A 22,077-nucleotide genomic window follows, 5' to 3' on the forward strand; every position below is an offset into this window, starting at 1 on the left:
CCTCGAAAGCGCCGCGCGAAGCGCAAGTCTCGAGGCCGAAACGGCGAGACCAAGGGGGCCTCAACCCCGCGCGCCGAAGGCGCGCCGAAAAACACAGCACCTCGACGGGCGAGTTCACACCGCACCTTTGCCCGTGGGCTCACAGCGCCGGTCAGGGGCGCGGGCTCACTCGCCGAGGCGGAGAGGTGAGCTCACTCGCCAAGGCCCGGTGTTTATCGGCGCCGCCTACGGCGGCGCGGGGTCGAGGCCCCCGGAGGTCCCGTCGTTCAAGCCTCGAGACTCGCGCCTTCGGCGATGCACTTCGAGGCCGGAACGACGGGACGGGCCTCGACCCCCTGCGGGCCTCGCTGAACTCGGCGCCGAGAGGGTGTGGAGGTTCGTAGGCGATCAGACGCGAGGTCTGCTCGGAGACGAGACGCGAGGCATCGAGCGGAACAGTGGCGAAACCGCCGATGAAGGGCCGCCCTGGCCCCGCGATCCGTCGAGCGGGGGCCGACCACTCTTGTTGCCCTCCCCCGCCCCGCCCCGTTGAATGCAGTACATGGCAGACAGCGTGGTCCGTGAGTTCGATATCTGCGTGGTCGGGCTGGGCCCGTCCGGGCGGGCGCTGGCCCATCGGGCCGTCGTGGCCGGTCTCCGTGTCGCCGCCGTGGATCCCCGCCCGGACCGCCTGTGGCCGCCGACTTTCTCCTGCTGGATCGACGAGCTCCCGGACTGGTTGCCGCACAGCGTGATCGCGAGCCGGATTCCGGCGCCGGTGGTCTGGACGACGTCCGCGATCGAGATCGAGCGGCCCTATTGCGTGCTGTCCAAGCCGCTGCTGCACGCGGCACTATCGCTCGACGACGCCCGGGTGTACACGGGGCGGGCGACCCGGGTGGACGCGCGCGAGGTCGAGCTGGCCGACGGCACGGTGATCCGCGCGGCGGTGGTGGTGGATTCGCGGGGGATGCCCGCGCTCGGCGATCGGCGCGCGGCCAGCGCGCACGGAATCTTCGTGAACGCCGAGACCGCGGCGCCGATGGTCGGGGAGGGCGAGGGCCTGCTGCTGGACTGGCGGCCGGAGAACGGGGCCGGGCCCGACGAGCCGCCGTCGTTCCTGTACTCGGTGCCACTCGGCGACGGCACCGTGATCTTCGAGGAGACCAGTCTCGGTCTGCGCGGCGGGATGCCGCAGCACGAACTGCGCCGACGCACCCTCGCGCGGTTGGCCGCACACGGTATCGAACTGACCGGCGCGGAGCCCAGTGAGGCCGCGCACTACCCGCTGGACACCCCGCCACCGAAGAACGGGGTGGGAAAGGTGGTGCCCTACGGGTCGCGCGGCGGGATGATGCACCCCTGTACCGGCTACAGCGTCGCCGATTCGTTCGCGCTGGCCGATACCGCGGTCACCGCGATCCTGGCCGGCGAGGATCCGATCGCCGCGCTGTGGCCGTGGCAGGCCCGGCTCACCTATTGGATGCGGATGCGCGGTCTGTGGGGGTTGGGCCGGTTGACGACCGAGCAGTCGATCGCCATGTTCGACTCCTTTTTCTCCGCCTCGCCGCGCGGGCAGCGCGCCCTGCTCTCGGCCCACGACGATTACGCGGCGCTCGGCGCGGTTCTCTTCAACACCGTCTCGCACACCTGGCCGTTCCGCTGGCGCTACGACCTGGTCGGCTGGACCAACCGGGACCGCTGGGTCGGCTACCCGTTCGCACCGGCCACTTCCGAGACGCGGTCACCCGAATCCCGGAAGTAGCCGACCGCGCTCAGCCGCTGTTCTCGGCGGACTTACGGTAGCCGCGAACGGCGGGATAGCCGAACACCAGGATGGCGCCGGCCATCCACAGCAGGGTGTCGACCAGCGGTTCGGCGACCGGTCCACCCAGGGACAGCCCCTTCATCGCCTCGATGGCGCAGCTCATCGGCTGGTTCTCCACCGTCGACCGCAGCCAGCTCGGATAGGCGAGCACCGGGACGAAACCCGAGTTGAAGAACAGCAGCAGGTTCATGAAGATCGCGACCAACTGGACCAGCAGCGGGCCCTGGGTGGACGCAGCGATCCCGGTGATGAAGACCGCGAACGCGATACCGAACAGAATCGGGATCCCCATCAGGCCGAGTGCGGCCCACGGCCCCTGGTCGAAGCGGAATCCGAGAGCGAAACCGACGGCGATGACGATCACCGTGGTGAGCGCGATCCGGATCACCTCGGCGAGCAGCCGGCCGGTCAGGCCCGCCGCGCGATGGATCGGCATGGTCCAGAACCTGCCGAGCAGCCCGGTGGCCTTCTCGACCTTGAAGCCCAGCGCGCTGACCACCGCGCCCGTCATCGCCGCGACGAGGGTGATCATCGGGACGGTGCCGTAGATGGCGGGCTTACCGGTGAAACCGGAGATGGAATCGTCGAGCACGATCCAGAACATCACCAGGGTCAACGCCGGGTACACGATCGTCTGGATGGTGGTGGCCGGATCGCGCAGCCAGGCCGTCAGCAGCCGTTTGCACTGGATCCAACTGTGTATCGCCCACACCACCGGCGATCGCTCGGACCGTGGCGTGACCCGTGGCAGGTCGAGGGCGGCGATATGCACCGACGCCGCCTCGGTTCCGGTCGCTGTGGGTTCTTCGACAACGCTCATGCTGTGTCCTTCGGTCATGAGCGAGGGCCCTCCATGGTCACGCTCCGCTACCGTCGCCGGGCCTGACTCGCTCATGATCGCCTCACACTCGCCCAGACCGCGAACGGCGTGAACACCGCCGCGGCGCCGACCAGCCAGAACAATCCCACGCGCAGCACCTCCCAGGTCACCCCGTCACTCGCCATATCGCGGAGCGCGTAGGAGAACTGGGTGATCGGCTGATTGCGCACGAACGGCCGCACCCACTCGGGGAAGCCGGTTTCGGGCACGAAACCGCACGACATCATGCCGAAGATCAGCGTCGGCAGGGTGAGCGCCTGGCTCAGCGAGGCGGGGCTCTTGGTCAGGCTGCCCAGCCCGTCCGCGCCGACCGCCAGCACGGTCCCGACGGCGAGGGCGAAAGCACAGAAACCGACGGTCTGGCCCCAGCCGGCGGTGAACTCGAAACCGATGATGTGGCCGTAGATCAAGGCCGCGATCAAGGAGACGACCGAGCGGAACAGTCCGGCCGCGATCCGCGAGGTCAGCGGGACCAGCATACCGATCGGCATGGTCTGCAACCGGGTGCTGAACCCGGTGAGCGCCTCGACGGCGGCCAGCTGCGCATTGGACATCATGGTGAACGCCATGGTCTGCAACACCACGATCGGCATCACGAACTGCGCGTAGTCGATGCCCTGGAACTGCATCACATAGCGCAGCGGCAGATAGAAACCGACGGTGAAGACCAGTGGCATGATGATCGCGGCGATCATCTCGCCCTTGGTGACCATGGTCCAGACGACGCGTCCGGTCAGCGCCCACCACTGCGCGAACGCGGACACCCGCGTGCCGGGGAGGTCGCCGAACAGATGGGAGCGCGCGGCGACCGCGGAAGCATTCACGCGGTGTTTCTCGGGCACGAGCGAGGGCCCTGCGTGGCCACGCTCCGCTACCGCCTCCGGGCCTGACTCGCTCATGCGGTGTCCCTCGGGCACGAGCGAGGGCCCTGCGTGGCCACGCTCCGCTACCGCCTCCGGGCCTGACTCGCTCATGCGGTGCTCATCGGGCACGAGCGAGGGCCCTGCGTGGCCACGCTCCGCTACCGCCTCCGGGCCTGACTCGCTCATGCCGTGTTCCCCGGCTGTTCGGTGCCACCCGCATGGCCGGTGATGGAGAGGAACACGTCGTCGAGGGAAGGGCGGCGCAGTGCGATATCGGCCAGCGTGATTCCGGCGGCGTCCAGCCGGCGCAGCGCCTCGGCCAGCGTCGCGGCACCGTCGGGCGCCGGGATGGAGAGGCGCCCCGACCCCGCGAGGTCGGCGGCGACCGCCGGCGGAACCAGTTCCCCCAGGGCCGTGGCGGCCCGGGCGAGTAGGGTCGGGTCCAGCGGGACGACCTCACAGTAGCTGCCGCCGGTCTTCTCCTTGAGTTCGTCGGCGGTACCCTCCGCGATCACAGTGCCCTTGTCGATCACGATGATGTTGTCCGACAGCACATCGGCTTCTTCGAGGTACTGGGTGGTGAGCAGCACGGTGATGCCCTGCTCTTTCAATGCGCTCACCAGGTCCCAGACACCCTGCCGACTACGCGGGTCGAGGCCGGTGGTCGGTTCGTCGAGGAATACCACTTCGGGCCGGACCACCAGGCCGCAGGCGATATCGACCCGCCGCCGCATACCGCCGGAGTACTGGCGCACCGCGCGGCGACCGGAGGCCACGAGATCGAATTCCTCGAGCAGCGCGTCCGCGCGCTTGCGCGCCGCCGACTTGCTCAGGCCCATCAACCGGCCGAACAGTTCCAGGTTCTCCCGGCCCGAGAGGTTTTCGTCGAGGGCGGCGTACTGGCCGGTCATCATGATCGAGCGGCGCACCCCGGCGGGATCCTTACGGATATCGTGACCGGCCACCATCGCGTTCCCGGAATCCGGGCGCAGCAGGGTGGACAGCACCTTCACGCTGGTGGTCTTGCCCGCGCCGTTGGGCCCCAGGATGCCGAGCACGGTGCCGCGAGCGGCCGAGAAGCTCACCCCGCGCAACGCCTGTACATCACCGAAGGATTTGGTGATGCCCTCGACGCGGACGGCGTCCGCCCAGGCGGGTCCGGCACCGTGGGGCCGGACGGGCGCGAGCGCCGGCGCGGCACTGCCGTTCCCGTACCTGGACGTCTCGGCGCCGGGTGGGCGGGAATGCACCGGTCGAAGCGGCGGGGCATTCTCGCCGGCGGCTGTCACGGCTTCGTTCGAACTCGGCATCAACTCTCCACTGTCGGCCTTATCGGCGGGCGGGGTGACCGGCGCATCGGTACCCCCTGGATGATCCCTGGCGCCGGGCGCGATGTTACCGGCTGGGATAGCGGGCGCCGGAGCGCGCCCTTCTACCCCATTCCGGGTCGAACCAGATGCGCCTTTGCTCACAGCAGCGACGCGGCCGGTCATCCCCCCTGCTCGGCGGCGCAGGGACAGTCCATGGGCAGTGCTCGTACCTTGTCGGCGCTACGCCACCACCATAATCTGAGTGCCATGGCCGATACCGCGCAGCCCGAGGTGGCGGCGCGTTCGGGAGGACCCGGCCGACCGAGCGTGCTCACATCCCACGACCCCCGTACCGGCGAGGTGGTGGGCAATTATACCGTTGCCGGCCCCAGCGACCTCGAACGCGCGGTCCATGCCGCGCGCACAGTCGAGAACTGGTGGTCGACAGCGGGTTTCGGAACCCGTAAGCGGCTCCTGCTGGAGTGGAAACGGGTCATCGCGCGCCGGGCCGCGCAACTGGTGGACGTCCTGCGCGAGGAAACCGGCAAACCCGAAGCCGACGCGGCGATCGAAGTCATGCTCGCCGTGGAGAATCTGGACTGGGCGGCCCGTAACGCCGGTGCCGCGCTGAGCCGGAAACCGCTGGCCTCCAACTGGCTCACCCGGAATCAGCGGGCCTCGGTCGGCTACCTGCCGCTGGGCGTGATCGGTGTGCTCGGGCCCTGGCAGAACCCGGTGTTCACGCCGATGGGTTCGATCGCCTACGCCATGGCCGCGGGCAACGCGGTGGTCTTCAAACCGCACGCGGTGACCAGCGGCACCGGACTGTGGCTGGCCGAGACCTGGCGCGAGATCGCCCCGGACAAGCCCGTTCTCGCGGCGGTCACCGGCGATGATTCGACCGTGGCCGCACTGTGCCGCGCCGGGGTCGACAAGATCGCGTACGCGGGGCCGGAAGCCGAAGGCCGCGAAGTGATCTCGCTGTGCTCCCAGACCATGACCCCGGTGGTGGTCGAGAACTCCGGTAAAGGCGCGATGATCGTGCACGTCGACGCCAAACTCGACGACGCCGCCGACGCCGCGGTCTTCGGGGCCATGGCCAATGCGGGCCAGAACGCGACCGGCGTCCAGCGGGCCTATGTCGCGGCCTCGGTCTACGACCAGTTCCTCGACCTGGTGGTCGAGCGGGCGCGCGCCCTGAAGCCCGGCGCGGACCGCCGTTCGTCCTACGGGCCGATGATCCTGGAATCGCAGACAGAGGTGGTGCGCAAACAGGTCCGCGACGCCCTGGCGCGCGGCGGGCGCGCGGTGGTCGGCGGACTGGATTCCATTCGTGAACCCTACGTCGAGCCCATCGTGCTGGCCGATGTACCGGAGGAGAGCGTCGCCATCACCGAGGAGGGCATCGGCCCGGTCCTCATCGTGAACAAAGTGCGCGACCTCGACGACGCGGTGGACCGGATCAACGATGCCGGCCGCGGTATCGCGGTCTCGGTGTTCACCCGCGATATCGCCGAGGTCGAGGTCTATGCCGAGCGGCTACGGGTCGGGGTGGTCACGGTCAATACCGCCACCACCTACGCCAGTATTCCGGCGCTGCCCTTCGGTGGGGTCGGCGAATACGGGCAGGGGCACAGCCACGGCGTACACGGGCTCCGCGAGTTCAGCCGGACCCTGTCCATCGCCCGCAACCGGTACGGGGAACCGCTGGGCCTGTCCAGCTTCCATCGCAATGTGCGGCGGTTGCGGGTGGCGCGCACGGTTTTCCGGTTCCGGCACGGCTGACCGGCGGCTTGCCGGCATTCCCCGGCCGGACGCGCGGCGACCACGTACGACGAATGGCGCCCTGCGAAATCATCGCCGGCGCCCGGCCGGTCGCGGAGAACGCTCTGCCGTCGTGGTTGCCGAGGTGTCCGGCCGCCCGGCAGAGGGCCGTCGCCACAACCCGGCAGCCACCCTCACCCGGCCGGGTCGCGCGCCAGGGAGGAGAGCCGATCCCACGCGGGTGAGGTGCCGGCGACCGACCCGGTCACCAGCCGGAGCAGCTCCGGGTCCAGGGCGAGGACGGCACGACCCGGCGCGCCGTCCCGTTCCGCCAGCCAGCGCGCGGTGCGCTCGGCCAGTTCCGGTAGCCGCGGATCGTCGGGCGACCAGTCGAACGCGACATCGTGAGCCAGGTACAGGAGCCCGAACTCGGGATCGTCCAGGGCGGCCGGCTTGTCGGCGACCCACTCCGCCGCCTGCTCGGACGCCACCGAATGCAGCAGGATCCAGATATCGCGTTCCATCCGTACCGCTCGTTCGCTCGCACCGAGTCGCCGCAGCCGGTCGAGATACCCGGCGACTTCGGCCGAGACGAAAAGCCGATCGCCGCCGACCAGCTCGGTGAGCCGGGCCCGGGTGCGCCGGATCGCCGCGGCGCGTTCGGCGAGCCCGGCATCGATCTCGACGAGCGCCGCCGCGAACTCGTCGGGCTCGGCGGCCAGCAATTCCGCGATCCGCGCCAGCGGTACTCCCGCCTGCGCCAGCGTCCTGATCCTGACCAGTTCGACGGCGTCCTCGGCACGGTAACGCCGATAGCCGGAGGAGTCGCGCGGCGGTTCGGGCAGCAGGCCGAGCGCCGCGGGCGGCAGGTCGGGCGGCAGCTCGGTATTCGCGGCCGCCCGGATCTCGGGTTTGATGGCGCATCCGATCGCCAGTGCGGTGCCGTCGGTTTCCAGGGTGAGTCGCATCATCTCGTTCTCGTAGGCCCCGATGATCTCGGCTGCCCGCGCCGGGTCGTACGGTAGCGGCTCCGGGTCGTGTTCCCGCAGCCCGAGAAAATGCTCCAGCGCCCAGTGCACCGCCGCGCGATCGAATTCGAGGCCCGCGTCCGGCCCCGCATTGGACAGCACGACCACGGCGAATTCCCGCTCCGGTACGAGCAGCAGCTCGGCGAACTGCCCGTTGCCGGATCCGCCGTGCCCGATGGTCGCGACGCCGTCCACCTCGCGCAGGAACCAGCAGATGCCGAACGCGTCGCCCAGCGTGCTGCCGCGCAGTTCCACCGTCCGCTCCCGCATCCGGTGCAGGGAGCCGGCGCCCATGATCCGGGTACCGTCGGCGGCCCGGCCGTCGCCGAGATGGAACCGGGCCCAGCGCAGGAGATCGCCGACCGAGGACACCAGCCCGCCACCGGGATTGTCGGAACGGTTGTCCTTCCACTGCGCGGCCACCGTGAGGTCGCCGTTGTCGCCGGTGTTGTGGCCGACCGCGAAACGACGGGTCATCACCTCGTTGTGCAGGTAGCCGCTGTGCGTGAGGCCCAGCGGCTCGAACAGCAGAGTGGCCACGGCCCGTTCGAAGGTCTGTCCGGTGATGTTCTCGACGATCCGGCCCGCGAGATTGAACCCGGCCTGGCTGTAGGACGCCCGGGTGCCCGGTTCGGCGACCAGCGGCGCCGCCGCGAGCAGCTCCGCATGCCGGGCCAGCGCGTCCTCCCCTTCGCCGGTATCGGTACTCAGCTTCCATTCCATACCGGCGGTGTGGTTGAGCAGCTGCGCTACGGTCACCGCACGCGCCGCGACGTGGGGTCCGGCGAATTCCGGAACGTACTGGCGCACCGGTGCGTCCAGTTCCAGGAGCCCCTGATCGACCAGTCGCATGAGCGCGGTGGCGGTGAATGTCTTACTGACGGAGCCGATGACGAACCCGGTGTCGGCATCCACCGGAAGCGGGTTGTCCACACTGGTCACCCCATGGCATGCGATGTACTCCCGGCCCGCGACCGAGACACCCACCGCCACACCCGGCACTCCGAGTTCGGCTGCCGACACCGCGACGAATTCGGCCAGTTCCTGTTCCATTTCGCTCATGGAACGATGGTCGAACGTTGCCCCTGGGGCAAGGTCAAGCCCTTCCCGGCAATCGGCTCGTCGAACCGGCGAGTACGCGGCTCGCGGCGGAGGACCGACGCCGCGTCACGGTCGGCGCCACCTCGGCGCCCGCGCCGCCGGTCAGCGAATCGGAGAACCGAGCATGGCCGCCATCATGAGGGCGTGCACCCGGGCCATGTGCTGGGGCCGGGAATCGAAGCGGATCAACCGCCCCACATCGATGACCTGGCCGATCGCCGAATGCACCCGGAAGCGTGCCTCGGTCGGATCACCGTCGAGCAGATTCGCCCATTCGTGCACGTTCTGCCGCTGGATGGCCCGTAGTTTGTGCTGCTCGGCCGGGGGCAGATTCGGGAATTCCGCGTAGTACACCGGCATGATCTCCGGCATCGTGAAACTGAGCCGGACGTAGCGGTCGGCGATCTTGTCCACCGCGTCGGCGCGCCCGCTCGCCTCGGCGAGCGCCTCGGTGATGGCGAAGGCCAGCCGGTCGCCGGTGCGGTGGAAGGCCGCCGCCAGCAGATCGGATTTACTGCTGAAGTACCGGTAGACGCTGGAGGCGTTGATCCCGACGGCCGCGCCTATCTCCTCGATACTGGCCTCGTGGTAGCCGCGGCGGCCGAAGATCTTGATCGCCTCGGTGAGCAACTGCTCGCGTTTGGAGGTGACCGGCAGGCCGCGCGGGGTGCTGTCGGGTTCGCCCGCCCCGGGTGCGGGCGGCAGTTCGGTACGCACGATCGACCAGGCCATATCGTGCAGCAGTGGCAGCAGTTTGGCACTGGACAGCGCGGTGCGATGGGCCGAGATACTGCCGATCACGCTGAGTACGGCCGCGGCCAGCAGCGCGATGTCCTCCGGGGGGGCGTCCGGGCGGAGCTGTTCGATCGGCGCGGCCAGCGTGTCGTTGATCTCGTTGTAGAGAGTCCGGATGCGGGCGCGGTCGGGTTGTTCCAGATAGCGGCCCTCCCACCGGTACAGACCCGCCTCGCGCCGGATCTCGATGGTGTGCTCGGCCACTGCCCGGATGAGGGCGTCGAGACGTTCGTCCGGCTTCGCTTCCGGCTCGTCGGCGGCCCGGGCGGCCTCGAGCAGTTGCCGGGCGCCCTCCTCCGCGGCGGCGACCAGAAGGGCGTATTTATTGGCGAAATGGCGGTACAGTGCGGGGCCGGAGATCCCGACCTCGGCCGCGATCTCGTCCACGCCGACCGGGTAGTAGCCACGCTCGCTGAAGGCCCGGGCCGCGGCGCGCATGATCTGCACCTTGCGGTCCTTGGGCCGGCGCCGCCCGCCCTGGCCGGCGCCACGGTCGACCGGACGCACGCGCACCGGGTCCACCCGGCTGCTATCCGCGACCATGCATTCTCCGTTCGCCTCGGCGGCGCCGCCGGTGTTGACAGCGCCCGACAAGTCAACCTAAGTTAACCACAATTCGCAACGTTAACCGCTATTCGCCACCCGGTCGGCACCGGAGGGCCCCCTATGGAGCGCGCATGGTCAACACAGATTCCCCCACCACGCAGCCGGCGGGTTTCTCCGCCGTGCAGGACGGCCGGATACTGCGGGTCACCCTCACCAAGCCCAAACGCAAGAACGCGCTCGATTACGACTCCCTGGTCGCGCTGGGTGACACCTTCCTCGCCGCCGCGCAGGACAAAGCCGTGCGCGTGGTCGTCCTCACCGGGGAGGGGGGCGACTTCTGCACCGGCGCCGATCTGGCCGCCAGCGCCGAGGAGGGCGCCCGCGGCATCACCCCGGACCAGGTGATGGACGCCGCCAACCGGCTCGTTCGCGCCATCGTGGACCTACCGGTACCGGTTGTCGTCCGCCTCCGGGGCGCCACCGCCGGGGTGGGTGTCGGTATCGCGCTGGCCGCCGACCTGGTCTACGCCGAAGCCGACTCCTACCTGCTGCTGGCGTTCATCAATATCGGCCTGATGCCCGACGGTGGCGCCGCGGCGCTGGTGGCCGCGGCCGCGGGCCGCCCGCTGGCCGCGCGGATGGCGCTGCTCGGCGAACGCCTGCCGGCCCCCGCGGCGCGCGCCGAAGGTCTGCTCACCGAGGTCCTGGCCACCACCGAGGAGCTCGACGCCGCGGTGGAGGCCGCCGCCGAGAAGATCTCCCACGGTCCGCGGCGCGCGCTCGAACTCACCAAGAAGGCCCTCAACCGGGCCACTCTCGGCGCGCTGGACTCCGCCCTGGCCGACGAGAAGGCCGGTCAGGTCGAACTGCTGCGATCCCCCGACTTCTTCGAAGGCGCCGGCGCCATGCTCGGCAAACGCAAGGCGGTCTTCGCGGAGTAGGCGAACTGCGACCACGAACACCCGTCCTGCCACCGGCAGGGCGGGTGTTTTCCGTAATGGAGATGACGGCCGGAGGGTGCCGAGCGCTGCCGGAGCGGACCCGGCCCGAGGCCGCACGGGCCCCGGTACACGGCGGCCGAGATACGAGAAAGCCCGTGCCGGGGCGGCGCGTGGCCGCCCCGGCACGGGCGCGAGGAACAGCGGTGGGACTAGAGGCCCAGGCCGCGGGCCAGGACCGGCCACGAAACCTTGAACTCGTCCTCCCAGTAACCCCAGGAGTGGCTACCCGAGTCACGGAAGTTGAAGGTGGCCGGGATGCCGAGCGAATCCAGCCGCGTCTTCAGGTTGTGGGTGCAGAAGTTGGTACCCGCCTCGATGACGCCGCCGACCAGGATCTGGTTGGCCAGCCCGTAGGAGCCCGGCAGAGTGTGCGGGCCGTTCAAGGTGTCCCAGCGGCCGGGCAGGCCGTTACCGGTCGAGACGTACAGTTCGAGACCGCGCAGGCCCTCGGCGTGCACGTAGGGGTCGTTCGCGGCCCATTCGGGCGAGCCCTGCGGACCCCACATGTTGTCGGTGTTCCCGCCACCCCACGTGTTCACGGTGAGTTTGACGAATTCCGAACCGACCGGGTCGCTGGTCTGCGCGCAACCGCTGTAGGCGGCGGCCGCCTTGTAGAGCCCGGGCTTGGCGATCGGCAGGGCCAGCACGGTGGTGCCCGAGGTGGACAGACCGGCGATGGCATTCACACCGTTGGTGCCCAGCGCGCCGTCGACCAGCGGCGGGAGCTCTTCGGTGAAGAAGGTCTTCCACTTGTTGCGGCCCAGCGCCGGGTCGTCCTTGATCCAGTCGGTGTAGTAACTCCAGGCACCGCCGATGGGCTGGATCACATTGACGTTCTTGTCGGACAGGAATTCGAGCGTATTGGTCTGGGCCTGCCAGGAGGCCGAGTCCTCGCCGCCACCGGCACCGTTGAGCAGGTAGAGAGTCGGCCGGGGCACCGAGGCGTCGGCCGGACGCTGGACGTCGACGACGATATCCTTGTCCATGGCCACCGAGTTCACGTACAGCCGCAGATTGCGGTCGTCCTTGTACTCGGCCTTGACGATGCGTGACCCGTCGGGCGCGGTGGGGTCGGCGAGCAGCGTCTTGGATTCGATGATCGGATCCGCCCCGGCGGTACTACCGCCCAGGCCGGTCATCACACCGGTCAGCACTGCCGTGGCCGCGACCATCGCCGCGGCGCGCCTCCCGCCACGCCGGGTGAGTCGACGTATCAATTTCGCACCTTCGCTTCGTCTCGAAATTTCATCCGGGCTCTTCCCGCACCGCAACAACCGGCTCCAGGACCCGAACGCCTCACAGTAACGGGGCCGGCTTCACCCACCCCTGGGGTTCTGTCGCTGTAGTCGTACCTCGCGGACATATCGTTACCGTAGCGTTGCTCGGATGTCCCGTTACGGTCGACCGGACCGTGGGATCTCATACCGCCGCCGACCGGGCTCGGTGGTCCGGGCCACCGCACAGCCGGGTCAATCATGCCCGCCACGCCGGGAACCGCTCATGAGCGACCCGCCGACGCGTTCGACACGCCCGAGATATTCCAGCACACCGTCTCGACGACGCACCAGGTCCCCCGTCCGGAACAACCGTCCACCACCGCCGGTGGCGACGAACCGCGAAGCCGTCTCCGCGGGCGCGGCGTGATAGCCCCGGGCCAGCTGCGGACCCCCGATGTACATCTCGCCGACGGCGCCCGGCGGTACCGGACGCAACTGCTCGTCCAGGAGATACACCCGGTCGTTGGTGACCGGCCGCCCGCCGACCGACCCCACGGTGATCACACCCGTCTCGTTGTGGCCGTACCAGATCACCAGTTCCGCGCCGGGCAGCACGGTGGTGAATCGTTCGACGCCGCCGGGCGGGAGCGCGGCGCCGTCCACGACGACCCGGCGCAGGCTGGGATGCGCGGCGCGGCCGCCGCCGTCGGTCACCGAATCGAGGAACCGGTCCAGCAGGGACGGGACCACGTGCACGATCGTCACCTTGTGGGCGGCGATCGAACGGGACAGGTCGGCGGCCCGGCCCGGATGATCGGGCATCAGGATCTGGGCGCCGTGGTGCAGCGGCCGGAACAGCTCCCACAGCGTGACGTCGGTGACGGTCGGCGCCGCGTGCAGCACCAGGTCCGACGAATCGTAGGGGTGGCTGCGCTGGGCGCGCCGCAGTCTCTCGACCAGTTGCCGGTGGGTGCTCGTGACACCGGCCGTACCGCCCGGGACGTAGCGGATATCGGCGAGGTCGTCGGCGGCGACGGACGGGTCGGTGGACGGGTCGGTGGGCAGGTCCAGATACAGCAGGTCGATGGCGACCACCGAGATACCGGTACCGGTGGTGAAGCCCTCGTCCGAGGTGCTCAGCACACAGATCGGGGCCGCCGTGGCCAGCAACTCGTCGACCTCCGCGGCCGGGCGACCGGGATCGACCGGCACATATCCGCCGCCCGCGCGCAGTACCGCGCAGACCGCGACCACCAGGTCGATACCGGGTCGCATGGCCACGGCGACCAGGGTTCCGGCGCCGACGCCGAAGCGGATCAGTTCCACGGCCAGCGCCCGGGACTTGCGGTCCAGCTCGCTGTAACCGAGCACCCGCGCGCCCTGCCGCACGGCCGGGACCATCGGGGTCCGGCTCACCTGTTCGTCGAACAGCGACAGCAGGGTGCTCTGGTCGTCGCGCGCGGCCAGGTCGGTGACCGGAGACATGTAGGCGGTCGTCTCCACATCGGGGATCGGCCGCAGGAAGGTGGTCGGCTCCGGGTCCGCGGTGAGCTCGGGCCCCGGGGTGTCCGCCGCTGCGGGCGCGGGGGCCGCGGGCTTCGAGCGCTTCAGAGTCCAGTCGCGCGGTTCGGACGACGCCGTCTCGTCCCGCAGGGGTTGCGGTCGGCGGCGCGGCAATGCCGGCGGGAGCTCGACCGGCGCCGATTCGAGCTCATCGCGCGGCGCGCGTCGCGGCAGCGGGGCCGGATCCGGGGCGGCCGCGGTTCCGGCGGCCGGACCGTCGGCTTCCGCCGTGCCGCGCTGCGGCAGCGCCGGGGCGCTCGCCGAACCGGCGGCGGTGTCGGCGGGCGGGGGTCCCGCTTCCGTGGCGGAGCGGTACTCCGGCAGCGGTTCCCGGCCGAACCCGCTCGCGGTGGACACGGGCTCGGAAAGAAGCGCCGCGGAATCGGCGCCGGGCTGCGCACCGAGCCGAGAGCGGCGCTGCGGCAACGCCGGTGACGGCTCGGATACCCCGGCCGGTTCCGCTTCTGCTTCCGAGGGCGAGCCGCTGTCGTGCCGCGGACGACGCTGGGGCAGTCCCGGTGTCGCGGAAGCGTTGGGCGGATCCGCTTCTGTTCCGGGATGTTCCGGTTGCCCGGTGGCGTCGGGTCGGCGCCGGGGCAGCAGCGGCGGCGTGGGATCGACGGTGGCCGCCGGTTCGGCGACAGAGCCACCGCCGTACCGAGGCCCATCCTGCGGCATCGCCGAGGGTTCGGCGGCCTGGTCCTGCTCACCGGTCGGACCACTGTCGTGCCGGGACCGGCGCTGCGGCAGGGCGGCGGACCGGACAGCCGGTTCCGGCGCCGCGGCGTCGGGCGACGAATCCGACGGTCCCGGGCGACGCTGCGGCAGCGAGACCGAGCCCGAATCCGGCGGGCCGGCGGAACCCTCGTCGAACCCCGGACGACGCTGCGGCGACGAATCCGCCGGACCGACAGCGTCCACGTCGAACCCCGGACGACGCTGCGGCGACGAATCCGCCGGACCGACAGCGTCCACGTCGAACCCCGAGCGGCGCTGCGGCAGCGGCACCGCGTCGGGATCGGCTACCGCCGCCGAATCCACCTCCGGTCGCCGACGACGCTGCGGCAGCGAGGACGGTGACGATGTCGCGGCCGAATCGGTACCGCCCGCGCCGGTTCCGAGCTCCGCCGGGAGCGTCGTGTCGCGCGCGGGGGGCGCGGTCGGCTCCGGTTGCGCGGGCGCGCCGTCCCCGGTGATCGAGCGACGTTGTGGAAGCCCGGTCCCGGCCGCCGCGGCGTGCGTACCCGGAGCCGGTGTCTCCGCGTCGGGGACCCGCCGCCGCGGCGGTTCGCCTCGGGCGGGTGCGCCGGCGGTGTCCGGCAGCGGGTCCGCGGCGGCCGCGGGGTGAGCGTGACCTCGCGGTAGCGTGCCGGGGCCGGGCTCGCGCGGCGCGGTATCCGGTATGCCGGTGACCGGGCGGAGCAGTGAGGTGACCTCCGCGTCGGGCACCGGATCCGGCGCATACGCGGTCTCCGGCTCCGCCCCGGGTCGGGGCGCGGACGTGGGTTGCGGTGTGGCCGCGGGTCCGGCGTCCGGGCGCAAACCGTGTTCGGCGAGACCGCCGAGCGCGCGGACCCAGTGCTCGGCGAAGGTCTTCACATCCTCCCCGGCGAAGACGTCGGTCGCGTAGTCGAACCGGCACAGCAGCCCGTCGTCGGTGGCGTCGACGGTCAGCGCCAGCGGGACGCCGTCGGCCGGGCCGTCGGTGTGCACCCGGGCCGGGCGCAGATCCCGGTAGCGCAGGGTGAGCCGGCCGGATTCGGCGGCGGCGAATTCGGCGGTGGTCTCCGGGTTCAGATGGCGCAGGAGCGCGTATCCCGCGCCGCCGTCGGGTACCGACCGGTACAGGTCACGGATCTGCACCAGGGCACTGCCCGCGGCGGGCCCCCCGACCAGTGCTTCGGTGGTATCGATATCGGCGATCCGGACCGACAGCGGGAATTCCGTGGCGAATCCGCCGACCAGGTCGCCGGTGCCGTTCGCGAACGATCGGGCGTCGGCGTCACAGCGCACCAGCGAGCCGATCGCGCGGGCGACCTTACCCTGGGCACCGGTGTGCAGGGCGACGGCGACAGCGGTCAGCAGCACCTCGGGCACGGTTGCCCCGTAGGCACCGGCCGCGGCGGTCACCGCGGCCGTGCCCTCGGCGGTGATGGCCAGCGAGACCCGACGGCGGACCCGGAGATCGGCGGTCCCGAGCGGGGCCGCGATCTGCGCGCCGGCCAGGTTGCGCCGCCACCAGCCGGACTCGTCCAGGAGTTCGATGGAGCGGGCGCGCGCGTCCAGGGCGTGCACCAGCTGCGGCAGTTTGTTCTCGGGGGCGGCCGCGGCGAGTTCGGCGCCGGTCCACCCGGCGATCAGCTCGTCGATGACGATCCGCCACGAGCGGTCGTCGACGGCCAGTCCGTTGGCCACCACCACGAGCCGCCGGTCCGGTTCGGTACCGGTGACGACGAAATGGATATTGCGGCCGGTCGCGGGGTCGAGCGCGTCGGCGGCCGCCTGCACCACGTCGTCGGTGGCCACGGTGTTCTCACCGGATTCCGGGCCGAGCCACCAGTACTGACGCTCGCCCCGCTGCTCCCGCGGCGGAATCCGCAGAACGGGTGGCCGTTCGCCGGTGTCGAGCCGGGCCGACAGCATCGGATGCCGGGCCATCAGCGACCGCACCGCGATCTCGGTCCGGCTCAGCGGCTGGTCGGCCGGTAGATCCAGCACCACCGACCGGACCTCGACGCCGGGCACGGGATTGTCCAGCAGCCGGGCGGCGGTGGGGGTCACGGGCAGCTCACCGGTGGCCTCCGGTGCGGCGCCGGTGAACGGGGCCGGCGTGGCACCGGCGGGTTCGGTCCGCTGCGGTTGCGGTCGGGCCGGTGTGGTCGCCGCGGCATCGGGCGCGCCGGTGGTCTCGACGAGCGCGTCCGCGGCCCAGGGACCCGGGTCCGGCGGCAGCGGGGCGATGTCGTCGGGGTCCGGGAGCCGGTCCCGATCAGGTGTGCCGGCGACGGTGAGCGGAATCTGCTCGACCACCGAGAAAGCCGACGGCACCAGATCTGCGGGCATCGTCTGCGCGAGGGCCGCCCGGATCTGTACGACATCCGGTTCGGTCCCGGCCTGCTCGGGAACGATGTAGGCGACCAGGCGGGCGCCGGGACGCGCGGCCGACGACAAGGACGGACCGCTGCCGCGGGTGAGCACCGCGGCCGCGGCGACACCGGGCAGGGTGCGCAGCGCGGCCGCGACCGCGGCCGGACGGATCCGGTGCCCCCGGTAACCGAACTGGTCATCGGTGCGGCCCAGGTAGTCGAGTCGCTGCGGGGTGGTGGCGGTGGCATCGCGCCAGCGCACCAGGTCGCCGGTCCGGTACATGCGCTGGCCGTAGCCGAAGGGGTTGGCCACGAACCGGTCCGCGGTGCGGCCGCGCCGGCCGAGGTATCCGCGGGCCAACTGGTCACCGGCCAGGTACAGCTCACCGGGCACCCCGGGCGGGACCGGCCGCAACCGCGAATCCAGAACGTAGACCCGGGTGTTCCACTGCGGCAGGCCGATCGGCACCGATCGATCGGCCGACCCGGCCGCCGGCCAGGAGGTCGCCGACACCGCGGTTTCCGCGGTCCCGTACAGATTCTGCGCCCGCGCACCGCAACGTTCCCGTACCGCCCGCGCGGTTTCCGGCGCCAGCGGACCGCCGGTCACGAACACCTCACGCAGACTGCGCACCGGGCCCGGATCGGCATGCTCGGCGAACGCGGCGAGTTCGCCGGGCCCGAAATCGCTGACCGTCACGGCCCGCGCGGCGATCGTCGCGGCGATACCTTCCGGATCCTCCGCCCCGGCCGGGGCCAGGGCCAGTTCCGCGCCGGCGCGCAGCGGCAGGAAAGTACCCCACAGCGAGGTGTCGCGGGTCGGTGGATTCCGCTGGAGGTAGACGTCGGTGAAACCCATCGGATACTGGGCGAGCATCAGCGTGATCTGGTTGTTGATCGCAGCGTGCGAGAGCACCGCCAGTTCCGGCCCGTCCGCCGACACCGAGGCGCACAGCAGATAGGCCGCGTGACCGGGACGTACCGGCCGGATCAGTTCCTCCGGGCGCACCGGATCGGCGGCGTGGCGAGCGAGATCCTCGGCACCGGTCACGATGATCGGCGGCCGGGCGGTGTTTTCCACCGCGGCCGCGAGCCGCGCTTCGTCGGCCGGGGCCACCAGCACACAGGCCGGTCCGGCGAGGTCGACGATCCGCGCGTTCCAGCCGGCCGGATCGTCGGGGTCCAGCGGCAGGCAGACGCCGCCGGCGGTCAGCACCGCGTAGATCGCCACCAGCAGTTCGGTGGAGTTCCGCAGCGCCACAGCCACCGGGGTCTCGGTGCCGACACCGGCCTCGATCAAACGCCGTGCCAGCCGGTTCACCCGAGCGTCGAATTCCTGATAGGTGAGCTCGGATTCCGCGTCGGCCACCGCCACGGTATCGGGGCGGGTGGCCGCGGTGCGGCGGTAACCGTCGAGCAGCAGATCCGGCGCGACCGGATACCGGGTGTCGTTCCAGACCACCAGCAACCGATCCAGATCGGCCCGGGACAGCAGGTCGATATCGCCGACCGGACTGTCCGGGTCGCCACCGGCGACGGTGAGCACGCGCTGCAGCCTGCGGGCGAATTCGGTGACGGTGGCGATATCGAACCGGTCGGCCGCGTAGTGCACCGCGGCCGCGATCCCGTCCGGGGAACCGTCGGGCGCGCGGTGCGGATCGATCACCAGCCGCAAACCGCACTCGGCGGACGAGTTCGCCATCTCGATCGGCTCGGTGGACAGGCTCGGCATCTCCAGGCGCGGCACATCGTTGTGCCGTAACGCGATCGCCATATCGAACAGCGGCGCACCGGCGCCGATCGCCGCGTCCAGGATCTCGAAGGGCAGATCCGCGTGGGCGAATGCCGCGCGATCGGATTCGGCGACCCGCGCGACCAGGTCGAGGAAGGACTCCGCGGGGTCGATGCGGGTGCGCAGGACGACGGTGTTGGCGTAGGGGCCGATCGCGTCGTCGAGTTCGCGTTCGTCGTGCCCACGCACCGAGCTGCCGAGCACGATATCGGTGACGGCGGCCGAGCGGGCCAGCAGCACCGCGAACGCCGCGCGCACCACGATGAATTCGGAGACCTCACCCCGGCGGGCGATATCGGCGATCCGCCGATGGGTGCGGGTGCCGATCTCGAAACCGTGCACGCCGTAGCCCGTGGCGCCGGAACGGCCGCCGGCGGCCGGAATCTCCAGCCGCGGCGGCAACCCGGCCAGGTATTCACGCCAGAACGCCAGCCGCGCCGCGGCGAGCGAGTCCGGATCGGTGCTGTCGCCGAGTTCGGCCTGCCGGCTCAGGAAATAGTCCAGATACTGCACCGACAGCGGCTGCCACAGCGGCCGCGACCGGTTGCGCCGGCCCAGGAATGCGCGCAGCAGGTCCCGCAGTAGCAGCCCGGCCGACACCTCGTCGGCGAGGATGCGGTGCACGACCACCGCGACCACATGTTCGCGGGGACCGGTTTCGGCCAGGGCGAACCGGACCGGCACCTGCTCGGGATCGGCGACATCGAAATCGGTCCGTGACAGTGCCTGCAGCCAGCCGGCCAGTTCGGCGGAGGTGACCGGTTCGGCGACGACCTCCGGGACAGCCCGCTCACGCGGCAGGACCACCTGATGCGGTGTACCGCCGACTTCCGGGTAGACGGTGCGCAGCGTTTCGTGCCGGTCGACCACATCGGCGACGGCGGCCTGCATGGCCGCCGCGTCCAAGGTGCCGGTCAGGGTCATCGCGGCGGTGACGGTGTCGACGCCTTCTTCGGGAGTGAACCGGTTGCGCTCCCACAACCGCAGCTGCCCCGGCGAGAGCGGGATGGAATCCGGTCGTTGTGCCGTGCGGTCGTCGGGCGCCGACACCGGTTCCGGCGCCGGATGTTCCGCCGCGGCACCGGCGGCCTCGGGCCAGAGCGGGCTCCGGGCATTGCTGTCCCGGGCGCCGAACGGGAACTCCGCGGCCCCGGGCTCCGGGCGGGTGGCGGGTAGTACGGCCGGGCTCGGTCCCCGGTTCTCCGGGCGCGGGGCGGCGGCGCCCTCCGGCATGTTCTCGTAGAACGCCAGCGCGTCACCGGCCGCCCGGAACGAACTCCCGCGGGAGGTCTGGGAGTCACTCGCCGCGGGCAGTTGCCGGCTGCCGCTCGGCCAGGAGCCGGCGTCCGGATCCGCGAGTTCGTTCGTCTCCGCCGTGGGAGAGGCGGTTTCCGCGGCCCGGGCGCCGCGCGCGCCCAAGGGATGTGAACGGTCGGGCATATCCAGGTAGCCGCGGCCGGGCAGTTCCATATCGCGCCGCTCGGACGCGAGCCTGCTGTCCTCCCCGGACAGTCCGCGCGCGGGCGACACGGGCGCCGCATCGGCGACGGGTTCCTGATGGGACAGACCGTAGCCGTAGCCGGCGAAGGTGTTCTCCGCGACCGGCGGCTCCGCTTCGGCGGCCGGGAGATCGGATGTCCCGGGCAGAGCCGCGACTTCCCGGATCGGCAGGCTCTGTTCGAAGTCGGCCGGCGATTCGTCGAGCGCCACCTCCGGATCCGCGGCCGCTTCGACGACGGCGACCCCCGGTGTATCCAGAGATCTCGGGCCCGTGGCATCCGAGAGGGCCGGCAGTTCGACCCGGCCCACATATTCCAGCTCGCCGTCGTCGGCGCGGCGCACCAGGTCACCGGTGCGGAAGAGCCGGGAACCGTCGTCGGCGTACGGGTCGGCGACCAGCAATTGCGCTGTCCGCCCGGGCCGGCGGTGATAGCCGCGGGCCAGTTGCGGACCGCCGAGGTACAGCTCCCCCACTGAACCGGCGGGCACCGGCGCGAGCTGTCCGTCCAGGATGTGGGCCGTCACACCGCGGATCGGCGCACCCACGGTCGGTGCCCGGCCGGGGGTCAGCGCGGTGCTGATATTGGTCATGATCGTGGCCTCGGCCGGTCCGTAACCCTGGTACAGCACCCGGGTCGCCCCGCCGGCGACCGGGATCGCCCAGCGCGACACCGGTTCGGGCGGGCACGGCCGGCGGCCGGCGATCACCACACCCAGTTCGTCCAGCCCCGCCGGATCCATCACCTCCAGCGCTTCGGGTGTCAGATAGGCATGGGTGACACCGGTGCGACGCAGCAGTTCGGTCAATTCGTCCGCTGTGGACACCAGTGGCGAGACCACCACCATGGTCGCGGCGCCACCGAGAGCGAGCAGCAGTTCGAGGACGGCCGAATCCGAGGGGAGCGGCGCGAAGTTCAGCGTGCGGTCCTCGGGTTCGACCCGGAAGCGGCCCTGCTGTTCGGCGCACAGACCCGACAACCCGGCCTGGGTGACCACCACACCGTCCGGTGAGGCCTCACCGTCGCTGACATAGCTGACATAGGCGGGATGCTCGGCCCGCAGCGGACGGATCCGGTCGGCGTAGGTGACCGGTTCCGAGGAGAACTGCTCCAGCGAGCGGGCGGCGTCGACCGTGTCGACCTGCAACCATTCGATCTCGTCGGGGAGTTCGTTACGGACCCAGGAGACCGCCAGACCGTAGACGGCGCCGACATCGACCAGCAGATGCGCGATCCAGTTCGGCGGATAGGCGGGATCGATCGGCACGAACCCCGCACCCGTCTTGGCCACCGCCCAGACCGCCAGCACCGCGTCCAGCGAACGCGGGATGGCCACGGCCACCAGATCCTCCGGACCGATACCGCGCGCCATGAGCGACCGTGCCAGCCGGCTCGACCAGGCGTCCAGGTCGGCATAACTGACCTGCTCCAGCGGGCCGGTGCCGTCGGCGAGGACGAGCGCCGCACCGTCGGGATTGGTCTCGACAGCGTTCGCGATCAGCTGCGGAAGGGTGGTCACGCGGGGCCGCCGGGTTCGGTGGGGCCGGGTCCGGACTGGCCGCGTCATACCGTTTTCGCCCTCCGGAGGTGGTCACACCGCTGACCGACTACCGCATCCATCTGTCCGCCTCGCCTGCCTATCGCACTTCACCGCCGCGCCCTGCCGTGCCGCAGCTTGGACAGCAGCCTGCCACAATGCGCCGGTACCCGGTATGGCACCCGGCAGGTTACCGGTCGAGGCCGCGCACAGCTACACCCCGCGAAATCCGGCCCCGGCGGCACGTCCGGGCCTCACGGCACCGAAACAGTCCGCGGCGGGCAAGAA

At 70.9% G+C, this 22,077-nt stretch carries 10 protein-coding genes; 3 read left to right on the forward strand and 7 right to left on the reverse strand.

What is annotated here, in order from left to right; genetic code table 11:
• Positions 1-541 precede the first annotated feature (541 nt).
• Positions 542-1,744, forward strand: a complete 1,203-nt coding sequence (locus ABZV91_RS22885; protein ID WP_355245153.1) for a lycopene cyclase family protein — start codon at positions 542-544, stop codon at positions 1,742-1,744.
• A 10-nt stretch (positions 1,745-1,754) separates the two neighbouring features.
• Here ABZV91_RS22885 and ABZV91_RS22890 read toward each other — a convergent pair whose 3' ends face one another.
• The 3 genes from ABZV91_RS22890 to ABZV91_RS22900 form a co-directional block, all read right to left on the reverse strand.
• Positions 1,755-2,627, reverse strand: coding sequence for an ABC transporter permease (locus ABZV91_RS22890; protein ID WP_355245156.1), 873 nt, complete (start codon positions 2,625-2,627; stop codon positions 1,755-1,757).
• A 71-nt stretch (positions 2,628-2,698) separates the two neighbouring features.
• Positions 2,699-3,478 carry an ABC transporter permease gene (locus ABZV91_RS22895; RefSeq protein WP_355245206.1) on the reverse strand — a complete coding sequence of 260 codons (780 nt, stop codon included), beginning with the start codon at positions 3,476-3,478 and terminating at the stop codon, positions 2,699-2,701.
• Between the two features lie 254 nt (positions 3,479-3,732).
• Positions 3,733-4,860, reverse strand: a complete 1,128-nt coding sequence (locus tag ABZV91_RS22900) for an ATP-binding cassette domain-containing protein (RefSeq protein WP_355245159.1) — start codon at positions 4,858-4,860, stop codon at positions 3,733-3,735.
• A gap of 213 nt (positions 4,861-5,073) precedes the next feature.
• On the opposite strand from ABZV91_RS22900, the gene ABZV91_RS22905 reads away from it, so the two are divergent.
• Positions 5,074-6,645 (forward strand): aldehyde dehydrogenase family protein, encoded by a 1,572-nt coding sequence (locus ABZV91_RS22905; RefSeq protein WP_355245162.1) that lies wholly within the window; start codon positions 5,074-5,076, stop codon positions 6,643-6,645.
• Between the two features lie 173 nt (positions 6,646-6,818).
• Here the strand turns inward: ABZV91_RS22905 and ABZV91_RS22910 are convergent, their stop codons facing one another.
• Both ABZV91_RS22910 and ABZV91_RS22915 read right to left on the reverse strand, forming a co-directional pair.
• Positions 6,819-8,714 carry a serine hydrolase gene (locus ABZV91_RS22910; RefSeq protein ID WP_355245165.1) on the reverse strand — a complete coding sequence of 632 codons (1,896 nt, stop codon included), beginning with the start codon at positions 8,712-8,714 and terminating at the stop codon, positions 6,819-6,821.
• Positions 8,715-8,855: 141 nt separating this feature from the next.
• The gene (locus ABZV91_RS22915) at positions 8,856-10,091 is read right to left on the reverse strand and encodes a TetR/AcrR family transcriptional regulator (RefSeq protein ID WP_355245168.1); all 1,236 of its coding nucleotides are present in this window, start codon (positions 10,089-10,091) and stop codon (positions 8,856-8,858) included.
• Between the two features lie 134 nt (positions 10,092-10,225).
• On the opposite strand from ABZV91_RS22915, the gene ABZV91_RS22920 reads away from it, so the two are divergent.
• Positions 10,226-11,035 carry an enoyl-CoA hydratase-related protein gene (locus ABZV91_RS22920; RefSeq protein WP_355245170.1) on the forward strand — a complete coding sequence of 270 codons (810 nt, stop codon included), beginning with the start codon at positions 10,226-10,228 and terminating at the stop codon, positions 11,033-11,035.
• A 209-nt stretch (positions 11,036-11,244) separates the two neighbouring features.
• On the opposite strand, the gene ABZV91_RS22925 is transcribed toward ABZV91_RS22920, so the two are convergent.
• Positions 11,245-12,234, reverse strand: coding sequence for an alpha/beta hydrolase family protein (locus tag ABZV91_RS22925; RefSeq protein WP_355245209.1), 990 nt, complete (start codon positions 12,232-12,234; stop codon positions 11,245-11,247).
• A gap of 330 nt (positions 12,235-12,564) precedes the next feature.
• Positions 12,565-21,771 (reverse strand): AMP-binding protein, encoded by a 9,207-nt coding sequence (locus tag ABZV91_RS22930; RefSeq protein ID WP_355245173.1) that lies wholly within the window; start codon positions 21,769-21,771, stop codon positions 12,565-12,567.
• Positions 21,772-22,077 lie beyond the last annotated feature (306 nt).

The sequence above is a fragment of the Nocardia sp. NPDC004568 genome (assembly GCF_040609955.1).
GTDB lineage: Bacteria > Actinomycetota > Actinomycetes > Mycobacteriales > Mycobacteriaceae > Nocardia.

What these genes read in the sequence shown, in the direction of transcription:
- ABZV91_RS22920 (WP_355245170.1), top strand. Translation starts at nt 10,226, where the DNA reads ATGGTCAACACAGATTCCCCCACCACGCAGCCGGCGGGTTTCTCCGCC.
- ABZV91_RS22925 (WP_355245209.1), bottom strand. Translation starts at nt 12,234, where the DNA reads ATGACCGGCCTGGGCGGTAGTACCGCCGGGGCGGATCCGATCATCGAA.
- ABZV91_RS22900 (WP_355245159.1), bottom strand. Translation starts at nt 4,860, where the DNA reads ATGCCGAGTTCGAACGAAGCCGTGACAGCCGCCGGCGAGAATGCCCCG.
- ABZV91_RS22890 (WP_355245156.1), bottom strand. Translation starts at nt 2,627, where the DNA reads ATGAGCGTTGTCGAAGAACCCACAGCGACCGGAACCGAGGCGGCGTCG.
- ABZV91_RS22885 (WP_355245153.1), top strand. Translation starts at nt 542, where the DNA reads ATGGCAGACAGCGTGGTCCGTGAGTTCGATATCTGCGTGGTCGGGCTG.
- ABZV91_RS22905 (WP_355245162.1), top strand. Translation starts at nt 5,074, where the DNA reads ATGGGCAGTGCTCGTACCTTGTCGGCGCTACGCCACCACCATAATCTG.
- ABZV91_RS22915 (WP_355245168.1), bottom strand. Translation starts at nt 10,091, where the DNA reads ATGGTCGCGGATAGCAGCCGGGTGGACCCGGTGCGCGTGCGTCCGGTC.
- ABZV91_RS22910 (WP_355245165.1), bottom strand. Translation starts at nt 8,714, where the DNA reads ATGAGCGAAATGGAACAGGAACTGGCCGAATTCGTCGCGGTGTCGGCA.